Source organism: Sorangium sp. So ce176, from assembly GCF_051519835.1.
In the GTDB taxonomy this organism is placed as follows: Bacteria; Myxococcota_A; Polyangia; order Polyangiales; family Polyangiaceae; genus Sorangium; species Sorangium cellulosum_G.
The window spans coordinates 4,833,886-4,852,835 of the sequence record NZ_CP150371.1 but is presented as its reverse complement, the minus strand read 5'-3'; the positions used below and the strand labels follow the sequence as shown (position 1 = coordinate 4,852,835).

15 protein-coding genes are annotated in these 18,950 nt (G+C 72.0%); 6 read left to right on the top strand and 9 right to left on the bottom strand.

Going from position 1 to position 18,950, the window contains the following annotated elements:
• Positions 1-12: 12 nt before the first annotated feature.
• Complete coding sequence (locus WMF42_RS18035) at positions 13-720, top strand: PA14 domain-containing protein (RefSeq protein WP_061607484.1); 708 nt, start codon at positions 13-15, stop codon at positions 718-720.
• A gap of 12 nt (positions 721-732) precedes the next feature.
• On the opposite strand, the gene WMF42_RS18030 is transcribed toward WMF42_RS18035, so the two are convergent.
• From WMF42_RS18030 to WMF42_RS18020, 3 genes are all read right to left on the bottom strand, one after another.
• Complete coding sequence (locus WMF42_RS18030; protein WP_437693329.1) at positions 733-2,271, bottom strand: hypothetical protein; 1,539 nt, start codon at positions 2,269-2,271, stop codon at positions 733-735.
• Positions 2,272-2,402: 131 nt separating this feature from the next.
• Positions 2,403-3,764 (bottom strand): TIGR03013 family XrtA/PEP-CTERM system glycosyltransferase, encoded by a 1,362-nt coding sequence (locus WMF42_RS18025; protein ID WP_061607482.1) that lies wholly within the window; start codon positions 3,762-3,764, stop codon positions 2,403-2,405.
• Between the two features lie 381 nt (positions 3,765-4,145).
• Complete coding sequence (locus WMF42_RS18020) at positions 4,146-5,642, bottom strand: hypothetical protein (RefSeq protein ID WP_233561341.1); 1,497 nt, start codon at positions 5,640-5,642, stop codon at positions 4,146-4,148.
• Positions 5,643-5,988: 346 nt separating this feature from the next.
• Here WMF42_RS18020 and WMF42_RS18015 point away from each other — a divergent pair, with 346 nt between their 5' ends.
• Positions 5,989-7,260, top strand: coding sequence for a glycosyltransferase family 4 protein (locus WMF42_RS18015; RefSeq protein ID WP_437693328.1), 1,272 nt, complete (start codon positions 5,989-5,991; stop codon positions 7,258-7,260).
• 48 nt (positions 7,261-7,308) lie between these two features.
• Here the strand turns inward: WMF42_RS18015 and WMF42_RS18010 are convergent, their stop codons facing one another.
• Positions 7,309-7,932 carry a hypothetical protein gene (locus tag WMF42_RS18010; protein ID WP_061607480.1) on the bottom strand — a complete coding sequence of 208 codons (624 nt, stop codon included), beginning with the start codon at positions 7,930-7,932 and terminating at the stop codon, positions 7,309-7,311.
• A gap of 466 nt (positions 7,933-8,398) precedes the next feature.
• Between WMF42_RS18010 and WMF42_RS18005 the strand changes: the two genes are divergently transcribed.
• The gene (locus tag WMF42_RS18005; protein WP_437693327.1) at positions 8,399-10,933 is read left to right on the top strand and encodes a hypothetical protein; all 2,535 of its coding nucleotides are present in this window, start codon (positions 8,399-8,401) and stop codon (positions 10,931-10,933) included.
• Between the two features lie 57 nt (positions 10,934-10,990).
• Here WMF42_RS18005 and WMF42_RS18000 read toward each other — a convergent pair whose 3' ends face one another.
• Positions 10,991-11,299: a YciI family protein gene (locus tag WMF42_RS18000; RefSeq protein ID WP_061607479.1), complete on the bottom strand. Its 309-nt coding sequence runs from the start codon at positions 11,297-11,299 to the stop codon at positions 10,991-10,993.
• Positions 11,300-11,524: 225 nt separating this feature from the next.
• On the opposite strand from WMF42_RS18000, the gene WMF42_RS17995 reads away from it, so the two are divergent.
• Entirely contained in the window at positions 11,525-12,448 is a 924-nt protein-coding gene (locus WMF42_RS17995) for a hypothetical protein (RefSeq protein ID WP_061607478.1), read from the top strand.
• A gap of 103 nt (positions 12,449-12,551) precedes the next feature.
• On the opposite strand, the gene gloA is transcribed toward WMF42_RS17995, so the two are convergent.
• Both gloA and greB read right to left on the bottom strand, forming a co-directional pair.
• Positions 12,552-12,947 carry a lactoylglutathione lyase gene (gene gloA, locus WMF42_RS17990; RefSeq protein WP_061607477.1) on the bottom strand — a complete coding sequence of 132 codons (396 nt, stop codon included), beginning with the start codon at positions 12,945-12,947 and terminating at the stop codon, positions 12,552-12,554.
• Between the two features lie 43 nt (positions 12,948-12,990).
• Positions 12,991-13,464, bottom strand: coding sequence for a transcription elongation factor GreB (greB, locus tag WMF42_RS17985; protein WP_061607476.1), 474 nt, complete (start codon positions 13,462-13,464; stop codon positions 12,991-12,993).
• A gap of 258 nt (positions 13,465-13,722) precedes the next feature.
• Between greB and WMF42_RS17980 the strand changes: the two genes are divergently transcribed.
• Complete coding sequence (locus WMF42_RS17980; RefSeq protein WP_437693326.1) at positions 13,723-15,582, top strand: acyl-CoA dehydrogenase; 1,860 nt, start codon at positions 13,723-13,725, stop codon at positions 15,580-15,582.
• Positions 15,583-15,651: 69 nt separating this feature from the next.
• Here WMF42_RS17980 and WMF42_RS17975 read toward each other — a convergent pair whose 3' ends face one another.
• Complete coding sequence (locus tag WMF42_RS17975) at positions 15,652-16,155, bottom strand: hypothetical protein (protein WP_437693325.1); 504 nt, start codon at positions 16,153-16,155, stop codon at positions 15,652-15,654.
• A gap of 363 nt (positions 16,156-16,518) precedes the next feature.
• On the opposite strand from WMF42_RS17975, the gene WMF42_RS17970 reads away from it, so the two are divergent.
• Entirely contained in the window at positions 16,519-18,072 is a 1,554-nt protein-coding gene (locus WMF42_RS17970; protein ID WP_061607474.1) for a hypothetical protein, read from the top strand.
• Positions 18,073-18,100: 28 nt separating this feature from the next.
• On the opposite strand, the gene WMF42_RS17965 is transcribed toward WMF42_RS17970, so the two are convergent.
• Positions 18,101-18,889 carry a hypothetical protein gene (locus WMF42_RS17965; RefSeq protein ID WP_437693324.1) on the bottom strand — a complete coding sequence of 263 codons (789 nt, stop codon included), beginning with the start codon at positions 18,887-18,889 and terminating at the stop codon, positions 18,101-18,103.
• Positions 18,890-18,950 lie beyond the last annotated feature (61 nt).

Below are 18,950 nucleotides of genomic sequence, written 5' to 3'. Positions count from 1 at the left end.
GCGAGTTCTTCAATGGGCAGGTTTCTTGTCTTCTGGAAGGCGACGCCGGTCGCGGTGAAGGCCGTGGCGGTGTGCCTCGTGGTGGTCACGCTGGGCGCCGTGGTGCTCGTCGGGCGCTGCGCCGTCACGCAGACGCAGACGCAGCAGGCCGGGCCGGTGCTCGTGAGCGGCGCGGTGATCACGATCGACACGGCGCCCGCCGCGCCGCCGGGGGTCGTCGTGGTCGGGCAGGCGACGGACTTCGGCGGGCCCTTGACCGCGGGGGTGAACGCGCTGCGCGGCCTCGTGTACTTCGTGCCGAGCGGCACGTCGCACCTGCTGAACACAGCGTCTCTGCGCCCGGTCGCGGTGCTCTACACGTCGCGCCTCGACATCACGCCGCGCTCCTGGGAGAGCGGCTTCCCGGGCGTGCCCGGCGGCCGCAACGAGTGGTTCCAGCTCGCGTACGAGGGAGAGTTCGTGACCGCGCGCAGCGGAGCGCACCAGTTCGAGCTGCTCTCCGACGACGGCTCCAGGCTGTTCATCGACGATCACCTGGTGATCGAGAACGACGGCCGGCACCCTCCGGAGAGCGCGCAGGGCGCCGTGGTGCTCCAGCCGGGGAAGCACCGGATCCGGGTCGGGTACTTCCAGGGGCCGCGCTTCGAGATCGCGCTGCAGCTCTTCGTGACGCCCCCGCAGGGCGCGCGGCAGATCCTCGACATCTCCCGCGTGCTGTGAGCGCGCCGGGCCTCAGTCGCCGCGCTGCGCGAGCGTGAGCAGCGCCTTCACCTTCTTGTACGAGATATAGGGGTTGTCCTCGGTGCCCCCGAGATCGTCCTCGTCCTCGCCCGCGCCCTGGGCGCGGATCGGCATCCAGACGTAATCCGGGTGCAGCTCCTTGCCGTTGACCCCGTTGAGGATCGACGGGTTCTTGATCCACTCGCCGCCGAGGATCGTGAGGTTATCGTCGAGCTCGAGCACGTAGTGCAGCTCCGATACGGAGAGCGGCACGTTGCGCTGATCGGGCGGGAGGCGGAGCGTGTCGCCGGTGACCGAGTCGGAGATCATCCAGAACCGCCCCGCCACGCGGACGAAGCGCCGCGCGTTCGGGTTGAACCTGTAATTGAAGCAGTCGGCGCCGTGGTACGCGCCGCCGCACAGGAGCCGCGCGGCCTCCATCACGTTCACCTCCTCGATGACGTCGATCGAGAACTGCTTCACGGGGAAGCTCCACACCTCCACGTCCCAGGTGTGGTCGACGACGAACATGAGCCGCTGTCGCTCGGTCGACGCGCCGTTGAGCGGCTTCGCGCCGACCCCGAGCAGCCCGGTTATGGCGACGTGCATCGTGGCGGGGTTGAGATCGCGGCAGGCCGGGTCGATGGGCCTGCCGTAGACGTCGCGCATCGTGCGGTCGGCCCGCGTCTCGCAGCGGCGCCCCGAGAAGGTCACTGTGTCGCTGAAGTAGACCTCGCTCATCAGCGCCTCGATGTCCGCCATGCGGAAGAGCACGCAGTCGGTCTCCGCCGCGGCGCACTCGGTCACCTTGTCGTTGACGAGCTTCACCCGGACGTCGCGGCGTGGTCCGGCGCCCTCGGCGGCGACGTAGGCCGACCACCCGTTGCAGTGCCCCCACCAGTACTCCGGATAGACGCCCTGGTAGAGCCCGTGGTGCTGCAGCTCCCAGCGCGTCGCCGGGCCGGCCACGACCACCGCGGGCTGGATGTACGGCGGGTTGCGCAGGTACTGGGGCCTCCTGAGGTCGTCCATGCTCCACGTGGCGATGCTCCCGAGCGACTCGGGCTGCGCCGGATGGACGAGGAGGTCGTATTTCTCGACCGGAGAGAGGTTGTCCGGGTCGGAGGTCCGGTCGGAGTAGTTCTTGTTCAGCGAATTCCAGCGATCGGCGATGCCGTTCTGTCGCTGCGGCCACCAGTTGGAGGCGAACGCGCTCGTCTGCGCCTCGCCTTGGCGGAGCGTCGTGTCGAGCTGGAGCATGGATCCCTGGAGATCGGGGTGCAGGAACGAGGGCGAGTTCGCGCCGTCGATCGCCTCGCGGCCGCCGTTCGTCGGGAGGAGGAGCTGGTGGGAGCCGCCGAGGATCTGGCCGGTCTCGGGCGAGAAGCCGAGCACGTAGGGCACGGACCCGCCTTCGATGAACCGGAAGGTCGAGCCGTTCACGCTGCCCTCCGCGACAGCGACGCTCTCTGCCGGCGTCGGGTCCAGCTCCGCGCAGCCCAGGACCAGAAACATCGAGCTCACGAGGCTCGCCCTCATCCGCGTCTTCATCGCTGATCCCCCCGGAGGCCGACCACCGCCGCCCCGGGGGGCGCTCTCTGCAGACGCCGCGCCACCGGGCTCGGCAGCAAAGAGCGCAGCCATTGCACGCGCGGTGGAGCTCCGCGGAGCGCTTCGCTCGCTCACCGGGCGCCGATACGCCAGAGCACGACCTTCACGGTGTCGATGAGGATGGAGATGTCGAACCAGAGCGAGAAGCTCTTCATGTAATAGAGATCGTACTGGAGCTTCTCCAGCGCGTCCTCGGCGGACGCGCCGTAACGGCATCGCACCTGCGCATGTCCCGTCACTCCCGGCTTCACGCAGAGCCGCTGCCGGAAGAAGGGAATCTGCTTCTCGAGCGCCTCGATGAACTCGGGGCGCTCGGGCCTCGGCCCCACCATGCTCATCTCTCCGACGAGCACGTTCCAGAGCTGCGGCAGCTCGTCGAGCCGCGTCTTCCGGATGAACCGCCCCACCCGGGTCACGCGCGGATCGTTCTCGACGGCCCACGCGGCCCCGTTCTTCTCGGCGTCGGTCCTCATCGATCGGAATTTGTGGATCCTGAACGGCCGCCCGAGGGCGCCTGTCCGGATCTGCGAGTAGAGCGCAGGACCGCTGGAGTCGAGCTTCACCGCGATCGCCGTGAGCGCCATCAGCGGCACCGCCAGCGCGAGCCCCGCGGCAGCGCACACGACGTCGAAGATCCGCTTGGCGACGAGCGTCCGCCGCCGCACGCCGAACCCGTGAGCGAAGATGATCTGGCTCGGCTTCAGCTCGCGCACGAAGATCTTGCCGGTCACGCGCTCGTAGAAGTCGATGCCCTCCTCGATCTCGACGCCGCGGAACTTCAGCTCGAGCAGCTCCTCGAGCGGGAGGGCGGCGCGACGGTCGGAGGTCGCCACGATCACGGTCGCCACGCCGCGCTGATCGACGAGGCGCCGGAGATCTCGATATCTCCCCGCGACGTCGGGCGCGTCGATCGGCTCCTCGTCGCGGACGAGCCGGCCCGCGAGCCGCAGCCCGAGGATCTCGCCGTCCTTCTGGATGAGGCCCGCGCACGAGCGGGCGAGCTCGCCCGAGCCGAGCACGACGGCGAGCTTGCAGAAGCTCTCGCTCCTCAGCACCCGGCTGCACGCCGCGCGCCACGCCGGGAGCACGAGCGCCGCCGCCCCGAGCGATATCAGGAGCACCCGGTCGCCCACCTCCACGTCCGGCACGATCCAGAACGCGAGCCACAGCACGGCCGCCGCCACGCCGAGCGCCCGGAACGTGGTCAGGAACAGCGCGCGCGCCCTCAGCGGCTCGGGCCCGTAGACGCCGTGATAATAAAGCGACGTCAGCGCGACGAGCGAGATGCTCAGCGTCCGCCCGAAGCGCTCTCCATCGAGCGCGTGCTCCCAGCCCACGAGCACGCCCGGCGCGCAGCACACCAGAAGCGACAGCAGGCTGGCCTCGACAAACCACACCATGGCCCGGCGTGGCGACCGGAACAGCTCCAGCATCGTCCCTCCCCTCGTCGGCCCCAGGCGGTCGCGCGTCACGGCGCATCGCCTCTGACGGGGCACACACGGTTGTAGTTGAGCCCACATTAGAGCAGGCCGGAGCACAACGCCAGATGCCTCCGACGAATCTCGTTTCATGTCGGCGGACTGGACCGCAGCGCGCGGCGCCGGACGCGGCGAAATCGGCGCGGTCGCCGCCGGCCGCGCCGGTTATGTGCGGGCTGTCACGGACAAGCGTCGTGGCGAGTCGCGGCGCCGGGACGCCACCGACGGACTGCGTGCGTCGATCCCGCAGCGCAGCTCAGGCCTCGCAATGAGTCGCCGTGCGGCGGGCGCGTCGCTCCTGGACGGAGGGCGCCTCGCGTGGCGAGCGGAGAGGGGTTATGGCCGGGCGCCTGGCGGCGGCGCTTCGCCCTGCGCGGAGCGCGCGGGCGCGCTGGCTCGCTCGGGGCGCGCGAGCGGCGGCTCGTCCGACGCCTCGCCGGCGACGCCGCCGCTGTCGTCGCGGTCGCGGCCCGGCTCTGGCGCCTGCCAGCGGCCGGACGGCATCCCCTGGATCATCGCCTGGCGGCGCTCGTCGTCCCAGGCGCCGTCGGGATCGCGGCGCAGGGTCCGGTGCCGGTCCGTCGACAGCGTCCCCGAGATCCCGGCGCTCACGATGCTCCTGAGCGAGCCGCCGGCCTCGCCTGCGCGCGGCGCCGGATCGAGCGCTGCGCGGACGTACTCCAGATCGACGCCGCCGCGCAGCGCGATCCCGCGCGCGCGCGTCAGCGGATAGGCGATCTCCGCGCCGGCGAGCGCCGTGATCGTGGACAGCGACCCTTCCCTGGACGGCGCCGGCGAGCCGGGGGCGAGGTGGAGCGGCGGGCTCGCGGCGACGGGGGCGCTGCCGGACGAGAGGCGGGCGACGCCTGTCACGACGATGTCGCGGGTCGCGCCCCCCCGCAGGGGCCGGAAGCTCGCTTCGACGGACGCCTCGTGCTCGTGCCCGAACCCGATCCTCGGCCCGAGCGACGTGTACGCGTACGCATACCCCGCCGTCAGCCGGTAGCGCTCGGCCACGTAGGTGAGCCCGGCCCGCGCCGTGGGCGCGATCACCGCGTCGCGCGACGCCAGCACGGGCGGCGGGCTCGCGACGGTGACGCCGCCGGAGACGCGCGTCGAGAGGTTCCGCGTGAGCTCGTGGGACTCGGAGAGCAGCGCCGCGCCCGCGTGGACGCGCGCCGCGCCGCGGGTGAGCTCGGTGTCGAGCAGCGCATGGTAATACTGCGTGACCTCGTACCGGAGCTCGGGTGTCAGCGTGTCGAGCGGGCCGACATCGATCGAGGTGCGCACCTCGGCGCGCCCCGTGTGCGCGTCGACCCCGACAGCGGCCGGGTCGTCGCCCGAGAGCGCGCCCGCCTGCTCGTAGCCGGCCCCGACGCGCACCGCGGCGCGCCGCGACGTTGTGATGGACAGGGCCGGTCCGCCGGAGAGCGTGTATTGCAGGCGATTGCCGAACAGGAACGGATCGCGCGCCGCGAGCGCATCGTCAGCGCGCACGCCGAGCCGCGTCGCGAGGTAGCCGGCCGCCGCCATCGAGAGATCCGCGACCGGCGAGATCGCCCAGCCCGCTCCCCCGCCGAGCCGCGCCGAGGCGCTGTCGGACGGCGCGGCGCGGGCCGAGCCGAGCGAGACCTGAAAGACCCGCTCATAGCTCCCGTCGAGGCCGAAGCCATAGCGCGACACGGCGCCTCGAAGCGAGCCCTCGACCGATCCCTGGACACCCGCCATCAGCGCGCCCGTGCCCACGTCCCTGACGTTCGACGCCACGCTCTGCTCCACCGCCGCCCGCGCCGTCACGTCGGAGTCCCACATCGGCAAGACGAACCAGAACACGCGCCCCCTCTCTGCCGAGCGGCAGGGCCCGCGGCACGGAGCGACCCGCTGCGTCGCCCTCCCCTCCCCGGCAGCGCGCCCGGCCCCCGGAGCCTCCCACGCTCGATGATGTTTGCAACATCACAAATCTGACCTCGGCACGCAGCCTGCGGCCCGACGCTGCGCCGGCCGCGGCACCAGGGACGCTCCCGCGCGGGCGAGGCCGGATCTCGGCGACAGCTCGGGAAGCGGGGACGTGCGCGCACAGGGCGGGACGTACCCCGGAGTCCACCTCTCTCCCGCTGGGGGCGGCCGAGAACCAAGTGATGTTTCTCACACTGGAAATGTCTGGTGTGGAGGTGATGGCATGGACGAGGAACGCAGGACGAGGCCGCTGCGCGTTCTCTGGGTGACGCGCATCTTTCCGAACCGGGTTGAGCCGCTGTCGTGCGCGTTCCAGCGGCAGCAGCTCGCGGCGCTGTCGCGCCGCTGCGCGGTGGAGGTGCTCGCGGCGATCCCGTACCACCCGGGCGTGTCGCTCCTCGGCGAGCGCACGCGCCCCGGGCGCCTCGCGGCGGTGCCCGCGCGCGACGAGATCGACGGGGTCCCGGTGGTCCACGCGCGCGCGCCGTACCTCCCGGGGGCGGGCCGCGTGCTGGCGCCCGTGAACGCGCCGCTCTACCTGGCGGGGCTCCTGCCGCACGTGCCGCGGCTGCGCGGGCGGTTCGACGTGGTGCTGGGCGCATGGCTCTACCCCGACGCCTGCGCCGCGGGGCTGCTCGCCAGGATGCTCGGCCTGCCCTACGCGGTGAAGGCCCACGGCACGGACGTGAACGTCGTCGCCCGCTGGCGCTCGGTGCGCCCGCTCGTCGGCGGCGCGCTCCGGTCCGCCGCGTACTCCATCGGCGTGAGCCGGCCGATGGTCGAGGCGCTCGTGGCGCTCGGCGCCCCGGAGGAGCGCGCTGTCCTCGTCCGGAACGGGGTCGACCGCGCGCTCTTCCGCCCGGCCGACCGGCGCGCGGCCCGGCGCGAGCTCGGGCTCCCGGAGCGCGGGCGCGTTGTGACGTTCGTCGGGCACGTCAGCCGGGAGAAGGGCATCCACGAGCTGCTGCGCGCCTTCGAGGCGCTCGGCGGGGACGGCGGGGGGGCCGAGCCGGTCCACCTCGTCGTCGTCGGCGATGGCCCGGTGCGGATCGCTGTCGAGCAGGCCTCGGCGCGGCGCGAGCGCGCGCGCCGGGCGAGCGACGGGCGCGACGGGCGCGGGCGGATCATCGTGGCCGGGGCGCGGCCGCTCGCCGAGGTCGCGCGCTACCTCGCCGCGACCGACCTGCTGGCGCTGCCGAGCTGGGCGGAGGGCACCCCGAACGTCGTGCTCGAGGCGCTCGCCTCCGCGCGGCCCGTGGTGGCGACGAGCGTGGGGGGCATCCCGGATGTGGTGGAGTCCGGCCGCACCGGCCTGCTCGTGCCGCCGCGCGACGCCGGCGCGCTCCGCGAGGCGCTCCGCGAGGCGCTCGCGCGGACCTGGGACGAGCGCGCGTTCGTCGAGGCGGCGCCGCCGTCGTGGGAGGAGAGCGCCGAGGCGCTGCGGCGGGTGCTCGCGCGGGCGGCGTTCGGGCCAGCGCTGCGGGTCGCCGCGTAGGCCTGGGCGCGAGCGGCGCGTCCGCTGTCGACGCGCTCGCGCGGCGATTCAACCCCAGGCGATCGACCAGGTGCACCGCGGCGACCCCCGGTGCCTGCACGCCGTGTGCTCGACCGCGATGCGCCGGCTGCCCGAGAGCGCGAGGCCCGCCTCGATCCAGCCCGAGATCCCCTGGCTGCACATGTAGAGCGGCAGACCGCCGCCCATGAGCGTGGCCGTCCCCGCGACATCGCTGGTCGCCTTCACGGTGAAGTCGCCGTATTTGAAATACGTCCTGTACACGAGGCCAAAGCGCTTGAAGAGCAGCGACGGCGAGCCCACCATCGTCTTGTAGACGGTCGTCAGATCGTTCCGGGCGATGTCCGCGCCGAAGTGGCGCATCTTCTCCATCCTGCCGGCAAACAGCCCGTTCAGGAGCGCGCAGTCGAGCTCGATGAGCGGCCCCAGGTCGTTCCAGGTCGAGGGCATCGGCGGATCATCGAGGTAGCGGGCCGCCTGCGGCGAGACCCGACGGCTCAGCTCCGCCACGACCCGCTCGCCATAGTTCTGCCTCAAGGCCAGGGCGCGGGCGCTGATCAGGGTGCCTTTCACGAGGTTGCCCTCGCCGAGGATCCGCGGGTCGCCCAGGAACGGGGCGAAGTCTGGCGCAAGCATGCTGGGGAGCGCTCCCATCTTCTCCGAGTATAGCGGCGGCTTCGCTTCGGTGTGTGACAGAATCGCGTCTTCCCCTCCTTTATGACAGAGCGTTTTTCACACGCTTCACACGCTTCATACGCTTCACACGCCCCGTCTGTGGAGACGGACGCGCCGCGTCGCGTCGCTGTCTCTGGTCCTGCGCTTGAATCGCACTCGAATTTCGACGGCATGACCGCGCTTTCCCTGTGTCGCGCCGGCGAGCACCGTCGCCCAGCGCGCGGCCGCGCCAGGCTCGTCGAGCGTTATGCGCCGCGTCGAGCGCGTCGCGCCCCCGCGCAGGAAACCGACGCCGTCGGCGCGCTCTGCCGTGGACGCAGGGCGCTTTCCGGGGGACGCGCGGCGCCCGCATGCGCTCGGCACGATGCGTGCTAATCCGCGTCGGCCGACGTCGACCCACGTCGGCCGGCGTGGCTGTCCACGCCGAGCAACAACGAGAGACAGCATGCGACCGATTCAAACCATCCTCCTCACCGCGGTGCTCTCCTTGTGCCTTGTCGGAGCGGCGACGCGCGCCGACGCAGCGCCCGTCACCGGTCACCCGCGACTCTGGCTCACGAAAGACCACCTCCCCAGGCTGCGCGGCTGGGCGGCCGACAGCCGCAACCGCATGTACAAGGAGGCCATGCTGCCCGCGCTCCAGGGCGCGATCGCGGCGTACGAGGCCCGCTTCTACCCGAATGGCCGCCCCAACCCGACATGGCCAGACGGCGGCACCAACGCCTACGTGCAGTATCCGACCGAGGCGTATGCGGAGTTCTTCGCCTTCATGTCGCTCATCGATCCGGACGTCGCGGCGCGGCCGACGCACGCTGTCAGGGCGCGCAACCTGCTGATGTACGCGATCGAGGAGGCGAGCAAGGGACGCGCCGACGGAAAGCCGTTCCGCGGCGCCGGGTTCGCGACCGGCGATCGCTCGCGCTGGTGGGGTGAAGGTTTCCCGCTCACGGTGGACTGGATCTACGGCGCGACGGACGCGGGCGGCCGTCCCGTCCTCACCGCCGGCGACAAGGCCAAGGTACGGCAGGTCTTCCTCCGGTGGATCGACGACAACCTCAAGGCCGCCACGGCGGGCAACGAGCACCCCCACCCGATCGGCGTCATGAACGATCGGGCCCTGCTCCGCGATCCGCTCCAGCTCCGGTGGGCGGCGAACAACTTCTATCTCGGCCACCTGCGCCAGGTCACGCTGATGTCGCTCGCGCTCGACGACGCGGACGACCGCCCGATCGATCCGAGCGCCCCGCCGGAGGCGCTCGGCAACACGCTGCGCAGCTACCGCGCGAACGCGACAGGCGCCTGGCTCTACCAGGCCTTCTCCATCTTCGAGGCCCCCGAGATCGCGGCCAAGGCGCTCGGGGTCCCGCCCGACGGGCTCGGGGTGGCCAGCGGCGGCCTGCCCGTGGAGGGCTTCCTCTACGGCGGCGGCCTCGCGAGCCTCCACCAGGCGCTCCTCGCGCTCCACACGTCAGGTCACGCCACGCGCGCGCTCGCAGGTCCGCAGGTCGGGCTGCTGGGCAGCGGGTACTGGGACCGGTTCACGGACGGGTTCCTGCACTCGATCGCGCCGGCCCCGACCACGTACCCGTCGAGGAGCGATCTCGGCCCCGTCTACGAGGCGGCGAACTACGGCGACACCCTGCGCCTCTGGGTCGAGCCGCGCTTCACCGAGGTGTTCGGCTCGCTGGGCGTCTACGACCAGCTCACGGGCAACACAGCGCGACTCCAGCGGTCGCGCTGGATCGTGGCCAACGCGTTCGAGGGCGGCGCGCCCCAGCTCTACGCGCGCACGTCGAAGGTCTGGGGCTCGCCCACCCCGAGCCGCGCCATCCTGAGCTTCATGCTCTTCGACCCGGCCGCGCCGCTCCCGCAGGACCCTCGCCCCGCGATGCCCACCGCCTTCTTCGAGCGGGCGCCGGGCCGCGGCGCCGTCCTCGCGCGCACGGACTGGACGAAGAGCGCGACGTGGTTCACCTGGCGGTGCGGCTGGGTCACCATCAATCACCAGCTCGGCGACTGCAACCAGTTCGAGCTCTACCGGAAGGGAGAGTGGCTGACCAAGGAGCACACGAGCTACTCGAACAACCTCATCGGGGCCGCGGTCGACTACCACAACACGCTGTCGCTCCAGAACGACAAGCCGTCGCAGATTCGCTGGTACGAGAAGGAGATCGTCGCGCGCGGCGGCCAGTGGCGCGAGGGGCGCGCCGCCGGCGATCCGACGGCGCGCATGAGCCGGGGCGCGGGGTACGTGTTCGCGGAGGGGATCGCGACGGATCTCTACAACACCCGCCAGAACGCCTGGGTGCCCGCGGACGTCGCGCGCGACATCGTCCACGCGAGCCGGTCGATCGTGTGGCTGGAGCCCGATCACGTCGTCGTCTACGACCGCGCCGCGTCGCGCACCGCCGGCCGGTTCAAGCGGTTCAACCTGATGACGACAGCGGCGCCGCAGATCGCGGGCCGGACGGCCAGCGCCGTCACCCCGCGAGGGCAGAAGCTGTTCGTCCAGAGCCTCCTGCCGCGGAACGCCACCATGAAGGCCGCGCCGGTCGAGGACGTCGACGACCGCGCGCAGATGGAGCCGACGACCCACCGCCTCGTCGTCGAGGACCCCGCCGGCCCCGCGGACGTCCGCTTCCTCCACGTGCTGCAAGGCGCGGACGCCGGCGCGACCATGGACGCGGCCGTGCGGATCGAGGGCGGCCAGGGCGCCGGCTTCGAGGGCGCGCTGGTGGCCGGCCGGGCCGTCCTCTTCCGCTCGACGCTGCAGGCCAGCTCGGGCCCGCAGGCCAGCCTGGCGCCGCTGTCCTATCAGGTGCCCGCCTCGACGCGCCGGCACGTGATCACCGGCCTGCAGCCGAGGGCCGGCTACGACGTCGTCGTCGCCCCCCGGGGCGCGAGCCTGGAGGTCCGCGTCACGCCGGGCAGGGCCCACACAACGGACGACGCGGGCGTGCTCGCGTTCGGGGCGCCGTAGCGGCGCCCCGGGGAGGCCGGCGTGACGGGATCGGGATCGCCGGCGCGGCGATCCCCTTCATGCCGGCCGGGAGAAGACCTTGTCGAGCTCCTCCTTGCCGAGCACCGGCGCCCACGGCAGGAGCTCGTACTGCGCCACCCCCTTCTGCGTGAAGGGGTCGCTGTCCCGGATCTGATCCAGCGTCGCCACGACCGCCTCGTCCGGGACCCGGAGCAGGAGCGCGCCGCCGTGGCGGGGATCGAACGGTCCTGACGCGAGCAGCGTGCCCTGATCGAGGAGCCGCTTCAGGTAGGCGCGGTGCTCGTCGACGACCTTCAGCACCTCGTCGAGCGGCCGCCGGTAACGAATGATCGCAATCGCGTACATGATTCCTCCGCGCGCGACCTTACCTCCTCCTCGCCGCGGCACGGCAACGATCCCGCGCGCCGGCGCGCCGCCGTCCCGCGCAGCGGCGCCGCCATGCCGCGCAGGCCGCGGCGGACGAGGCGCGGCGGTGCCGGGCGGGGAGGCTCGTGGACCGTCGTCGCACGCACCCCTTTCCCTTCGCGCCTCCGTCTGGCAGTGTGCGCGCCCTCCGCTGGAGACACCTGTATGGCGCGACCCCCGAAAGCAGCACCTGCTCCCGTTCTCCCGTCCTCGCCTGCCGCCGCGCTCGCGGCGTACGGCCGCGTTGAGCCGAAGCTCCTCGAGCTCGGCCCCGAGGACCTCGTGACCGTCTACGTCGAGGTCCCCAGGGCCGTGAGCTCCGTGCTCTCCGCCCTGCCCCACCTGCGCGAGCTCCGCGACGAGATCGTCCGCGATCTCCCGCACCACCCGATCGACATGCTGGATGAGCTCGAGGACTACGCCCTCGCGGCCTGGTACGCCGACCTCCTCTACAGCACGCCCGCGACCGAGCTCGACGCGAAGAAGCTCACCGAGGAGGCGGGCACGCTGCGCGAGGGGCTCCTCGTCGCGGCCGAGGCCCTCGCTTACCGCAACCTGCTCGACAAGCAGCGCGTCGCCGACATCCGCAAGGGCAAGGGCCACACGGATCTCGCGAGCGATCTCATCGCCCTCGCCGAGCTCTTCCGCGGCTCCTGGGACAAGGTCCGCGCGAAGACAGCGGTCGAGGACGCGGAGCTCGAGCGCGCCGCGGACCTCGGCGTGCGCCTGCTCGCCGCGCTCGCGGCGAGGCCCGGCAAGGGCTCGTCCGCGGCGCCGAAGATCACCGACGCCGCCGATCGCCGCGCCCGCGCGATCTCCCTGGTCGCCAAGGCCTACGAGGAGTGCCGCCGCGCCGTCGCCTACCTGCGCTGGCACGAGGGCGGCGACGGCGACCTGGCCCCGTCGCTCCTGCAGAAGCCGCGCGGCCGCCGCCCGAACGCCGAGAAGGCCGCCGCCGCGGCCGCGGCCGGCGCTTCCTCCGAGGCGCCGGCGAAGCTGCCCGCCGACGAGGAGGGCTCGGCGGCCGCCGACGGCGCGCTCTCGTCGGCCGAGCCGGCGAACGACGCGGAGCCCGTCGCCAACGCCTGACCCTCGCGCGCGTCGCGGCACCGCGCGACGCGGCGACGCGACGCGCGGAGGAAGCGGAGCGGCCGTCCAGCCCTCCGTCACCTCCGCGCCCCCGCCCCCCGGGTCACCGGTTCCGGCTCGACTCCTCGATGAGCTCGACCTTGTAGCCGTCCGGATCCTCGACGAACGCGATCACCGTCTTGCCGTGCTTCATCGGGCCCGGCTCGCGCGTGATCTTCCCGCCCGCGGCGCGGATGCGGTCGCAGGCCGCGTGGATGTCGTCCACGCCGAGCGCGATGTGGCCGTACGCCGTGCCGAGCTCGTATTTCTCGACGCCCCAGTTGTGCGTGAGCTCGAGCTCCGCGTGCTCCGGGTTCCTCCCGTAGCCGAGGAAGCACAGCGTGAACTTGCCCTCGGGGTAGTCCTGCCGCGACAGGAGCTCCATCCCGAGCACGTCCCTGTAGAAGCCGATCGAGCGCTCGAGATCGCCGACCCGCAGCATCGTGTGCAAGATCCTCATGCCGACTCTGTCTCCTCCTGAGGCCTCCGCGTCCGCGCGGCGCTCAGCCGTAACGCACCGAGATGATCTCCATCTCCGCCTCGCCCGCCGGCCGGCGGACAGTGATCACGTCGCCCGCGCGCCTGCCGAGGAGCGACCGGCCGACAGGCGAGCGCCAGCTGATGCGCCCGACCGCGCTGTCGATCTCGTCCTCACCCACGATCTGGTAGGTGTGGCGCGCGCCTTCCTCGTCCTCGATCTCGACCTTCGCCCCGAAGAAGACCTTGTCGCCGCGCTGCTCGGACGGATCGACAACGACGGCCTTCTCCAGCCGCTTGGTCAGGTAGTGCATCCGCCTGTCGATCTCGCGCAGCTTCTTCTTGCCGTAGATGTACTCGGCGTTCTCGGACCTGTCGCCCTGCGCCGCCGCGTCGGCGACCTCCTGGACGATGCGCGGCCGCTCGACGGAGCGGAGCCGCGCGAGCTCCTCGGACAGCTTCCTGGCCCCGCTGGGCGTGATGTAAGCCGGGTCGGACATGGTTCGATGGCGACGGAGCCTACGCCGCGCCGCCCGGCAGATCCACCGCCGTCGCGCCCGGCGCGGGGGCGCCCCGAGCGCTCCAGGGAACGCCCCGATCTCCCCGGATCTCCACGGGATAGCCGCCGCGTCGCGGACGCATGTTGACGCGACGCGGCGGCATGCTAGGCGAATGAAGAACTATGCCGCGGCTGCGCGGAAGACCGGGAGGAGACCCGGCTGCCAGCGCCTGGCGCCGCGGCGACGAGGAGGTCTCCCATGTCGAATGCCCAAACCCACCAGAACCGCTACAAGGCTGACCTCCGCGAGATCCGCTTCCTCCTGTTCGAGCAGTTCCGTCTGGACGAGCTGCTAGGCAGCGCGCCCTACGACGCGTGGGGTCGCGACGAGGTCTCGATGGTGGTCGACGAGGCCTACAAGTTCGCGTGCGAGGTCTTCGGCCCGCTCAACGCGGTCGGCGATCGGGTCGGCTGTCGCATCGAGGCGGGGCAGGTCAAGACCCCGCCGGGGTTCAAGGACGCGTGGGACAAGCTGTACGAGGCCGGGTGGAAGTCGGTCTCTGTCTCGCCGACCTACGACGGCCAGGGCGGCCCGTTCACGCTCTACACGGTGGTCGAGGAGTTCCTCTGCGGCGCGAACGCGGCGCTCAACATGTACCCCGGGCTCACGTACGGGGCGGCGGAGGTGATCGAGCACTTCGGGACGCCGCGGCAGCGCGACATTTACCTGAAGCGCATGTACGGCGGGCAGTGGAGCGGGACGATGTGCCTGACCGAGCCGCAGGCGGGCTCGGACGTCGGCTCGTCGCGCACGAGCGCGGTGAAGCAGAAGGACGGCAAGTACCTCCTCCGCGGCACGAAGATCTTCATCTCGGGAGGCGACCAGGACCTCACCGAGAACGTCGTGCACCTCGTGCTCGCGCGCGTCGAGGGCGCGCCCCCCGGCACCAAGGGGCTCAGCCTCTTCGTCGTGCCGAAGTTCCGGGTGAACGACGACGGCACGCTCGGCGAGCCGAACGACGTCCTCGTCGGCAACATCGAGCACAAGATGGGGATCAACGGGTCGTCGACGTGCGTGCTCAACTTCGGCGAGAACGACGGCTGCCTCGGGGAGCTCGTCGGCACCGTCGAGCACCAGGGCATGCCGCAGATGTTCCGGATGATGAACGGCGCGCGCATCTCCGTCGGCCTGCAGGGCGTGTCGGTCGCGTCCTCGGCGTACCTGAACGCGCTCGACTACGCGAAGGATCGCAAGCAGGGCTCGTCGATCCTCCAGTGGAAGGACGCGACCGCGCCGCGCGTGCCGATCGTCGATCACCCGGACGTGCGGCGGATGCTGCTCGACATGAAGAGCCGCGTGGAGGGCATCCGCGCGCTCATCATCAAGCTCGCGCGCCACCAGGACGCCGTCGCCGTCTACCAGGGCAAGGACGACCGCGCGGCCGCCTACAACCAGGGCCAGGTCGACCTGCTCGTGCCGCTCGTGAAGGCCTACTCGTCCGACCAGGCGTTCCGCGTCTGCGAGACGGCGATCCAGACCTTCGGCGGCGCCGGGTACACGAAGGACTACCCGGTCGAGCAGTACTGCCGCGACGCGAAGGTCTTCTCGATCTACGAGGGCACGAACCACATCCAGGCGATGGACCTCGTCGGGCGCAAGCTCGGCCAGGCCGGCGGCGCCAACCTGCAGGCCTTCCTGAACGACGTGGCCGAGTTCGTGAAGGCGCACGAGAAGCACCCCGTCCTCGCCGCGAGCGTGAAGGAGCTCCGCGAGGCGCACGAGGCCGTCGCGGGCACCGCCATGCGGCTGCTCTCGTGGTTCCAGATGGGCAAGATGCCCATGGTGCCGCTCGCCGCGAACCGCTTCCTCGAGATGATGAGCGAGCTCGCGATCGGCTGGCTCCTGCTCGACGGCGCGGTCATCGCGCTCAAGGCGCTGGAGGGCCTCCCGGCCGGCGACGCGGGCGCGAAGGACCGCGCGTTCTACGAGGGCAAGAAGCACGCGGCCCTCTACTTCGCGGCCAACGTGCTGCCGCACGCGAAGTTCTCCGCCGAGCTGCTCGGCCGCGAGGACTCTTCCGCGCTCGACATCCCTGTCGACGCGTTCGCGACCGTCTGAGCGCCCGCCCCCCTCCCTTCCCCGAGCCGCGCCCGGCCCCTCCTCCAGGTGGGGCCGCGGCGCGCGGGCTCACTCCGGGACGGTGAGCCGCTCGGCCAGGTCCCGGAGCGGCACCGGCATGGTCGGGTCGCGCGACACGGCCATGATCTCGGCGCGGAGCGCGCGCGCCTCCGTCAGCCGGAGCCACGAGAGGGCGAGCCGCGTCATGCTCGGCAGGCCCCTCGCGAGCACCGCCCGGACGACGTCGGCCGCGGGGAACGAGAAGGCGACCTCCTCGGGCGGCAGGCCCGCGGCCCGGGCGGCCTCCTCGATGCTCGCGTCGAAGTCGTCCCGCTTCGACTCCAGCACCTCGAAGACGATCGGCCCGCCGCTGTCGGGCGCGAAGGCCTGAGCCGGCCCGCCGCCTTCGGGCGCGAAGACCCAGGCCGCCGCGCTGTCGAGCCCGATCCGCGTGCCCGACTCGAGCGTGACGAGCGGGAGGAAGCGGCCGCCCTCGCTCGGCTCTCCGCCGCCGCCCTCGAGCAGCTCGCGCACGAGGTCCCTCAGGCCCGCGCTCATCGCGTTCGCGCTCATGGAGCCATGTTCTCACGAAAGCCGGGGCGGCGGGCAACTCGTCCGACGCGCCCCCGCCAGGGCGCGCCGCCGCCGTAGCTGCATGCGTGCATACGCGTGCGCGCGCATACGCATACGCATACGCATACGCATACGCATACGCGCGCGCACGCGTATGCGCGTGAGGCCGTATCCCGCGATGGGCGCGCCCGTGGCGCGGCGAGCAGGCGCGGAGATCAGGTCACCAGGGACACCGCACGTCGCTTTGGCTGGAAAACGCGCCGCGCCGGCCGGAATAAGGCCAGATCGCGCGGGACACGGCATGTCGCTTTGCCACGTCGCTTTGGTTGGAAAAGGCGCCGCGCCGGCCGGAATAAGAATAGTATGGGATTTCAATTCAAACACGACGCGGTGGTACTGGTAGGCTTCATCGCTGTTGCGACGGCGGCGACGAGCGGTTGCGCGGCGGACGAGATGGGGAACGGCGCCCTGGGGGGGTACACCGAAGATGAGTTTCCCGACTCGGCCTGTGTGCCGAGCAAGAACATCGAGGGGGTCGACCCGGCGTGCGGCGTCTGGGTCGACGCGAGGGCCGGCGACGACGGCAACGCCGGGATCCCGAGCGCGCCGCTGCAGACGATCGCCAAGGCGCTGGAGCTCGCCTGGCACCAGGGAAAGCGCGTCTATCTCTGCGCCCAGGAGTTCGAGGAGTCGGTGCTCGTGCCCGGAGGAATCGAGATCTACGGCGGCCTCCATTGCAACGACAAGTGGCGCTGGAACGGCGAAGCGGAGAAGACCACGATCACCGCGCCCGAGGGCGAGACGCCGCTCTCGTTCCACGGCGGCAACGGCGCCGTTGTGCTCGAGGACCTGCACGTCATCGCGCGCTCGATCCTGCCGAGCCACACGGAGCTGGCGGGCCGCTCGTCGATCGCGCTGAACACCTCGGGCATCCCGCTCTACATCCGGCGGAGCACGATCGAGGCGGGCGACGGGGCGCCCGGCGCGCCGGGGGACGCGTTCGTGAACGACGCTGCCGAGTCGGGGAAATCCGGCAACTTCGGCAACGCCGCATGCACGTCCGCGACGGTGCTCGGCGGCACCCCGGTGAGCAACACCTGCGGCACGCCCGACGATCGCTCGGACGACTCGCGCGGCGGCACCGGGGGAACGGGCGGGATCGCGTCCGGCAATGACGGGACCAACGGGGTGCCGGGCGAGTCGATGAACGGCGGGAAGGGCGAGGCCGCGTCGCGTAGCTGCACGGCCGGCGGGGACGGCGAGGACGGGGCGAACGGCGTCCCGGGCGCGGGGGCGATCGGCTTCGGCTGGCTGTTCCTAGATGGCTATACGGGCCCTCCTGCCGGCAACGGCGCGCCGGGGAAGCCTGGACAGGGCGGCGGCGGGGGCGGCGGCGGCAAGGGCGGGATGGGCGCGCTGATGTGCCCCTTCGCGAACTCGGCGGGCGGCGCGGGCGGCGGCTCGGGGGGCGCGGGCGGCTGCGGCGGGCTCGGCGGCCTCGGCGGAGGCGCCGGCGGGGCGAGCATCGCCGTGTTCGCGGGCAGCGCGACGGCGCACTTCGACGACGTGGTGCTGAAGACCGGCCGCGGCGGCGACGGCGGAGACGGGGGCAAGGGCCAGGAGGGCGGCGAGGGCGGCCCGGGCGGGTCGGGCGGCATCCTGGGCAAAGCCAGCGAGCTGAGCTCCGCCTGCGCGGGAGGCCACGGCGGCAAGGGCGGCAACGGCGGCAACGGCGGCGGCGGGCTCGGTGGCCACTCGATCGCCGTGGCGTTCGCTGTCAGGGTGCCCGACCTCAAGAACACGACGATCGAGCTCGGCGAGGCCGGCGTCGGAGGGCTCGGGGGCGGGACCGCGTACAACGGCGGGGACGGCGTGACGGCCGAGATCTACGACATCGAGCAGGATATCGGGCAATAGCGCGGCGCAGCGGTCCGCCCGACGGCGCCTAATCCGGCGCAGGCGCCGCGGGCCAGCTCCTGTCTTCCTGCATGCAGCGGAGCTGCGTCACGCGCCGCCCGGCCGCGGTGGTCACCGCGATCTCCTTGATGGGCGTCTCGCGCCGCGCGCGCCGGCTCAGCTTCTCGACAACGAGGAAGCCCTCCCGCTCGCCCGCGAGGAGGAGGAACTCGTCGAACAGATCCACGTGCGCGCCGCGCGCGCCATCCTCGGCCGTCGCGATGCGCCGCTGCGTGGCGACGCCGATCGCCAGCGTATCGCCCCGCGCGCGCACCACCATCGCCGGATCGAGCCCGCGCTGGCTCTCGTCGGGCACCGTCCAGATCTCCGCGGCGCCTGCCTCGGAGAGGCGCCGCTTCATGTAGTAAAAAGCCGACTCGAGGGTGCTGTTCCGGTACGGGACCGCCCTCGACTCCATCGGATCGACGTGGTTCCGCCAGAACGCGATCAGCGCGTGCGCCCAGCGCAATCCGTCCAGCGGGCGGTCCCGGAGCGGCCATTCGTCGGCCATCGCCTCCGCGCAGGCGCGGAGCAGCGTCGGTTCGTGGATTCCGCGCGTCGCCAGGCATCGCGCGCAGTGCATGTACGACGTGCCCCGATCGAGGACGACGCCGCACATCGAGCAGACGTCGTTGCCATAGCCAGGGCCCATGTACCGGAGCCACCCGGCGCCGAGCGCCGCGTGAGCAGCGCGGCGGTCCTCGCTCCGATCGAGCTCCCGCAGCCCGTCCTGGAGGGCCCTCGAGGCCGCGCGCCGCTCGTCATCTCGCTGCGTCATCCGCTGTCCTCCAGCGCGAGCCCTGTCCCCGACGGCTCCCCACAGTGTAACGCCCGAGCCT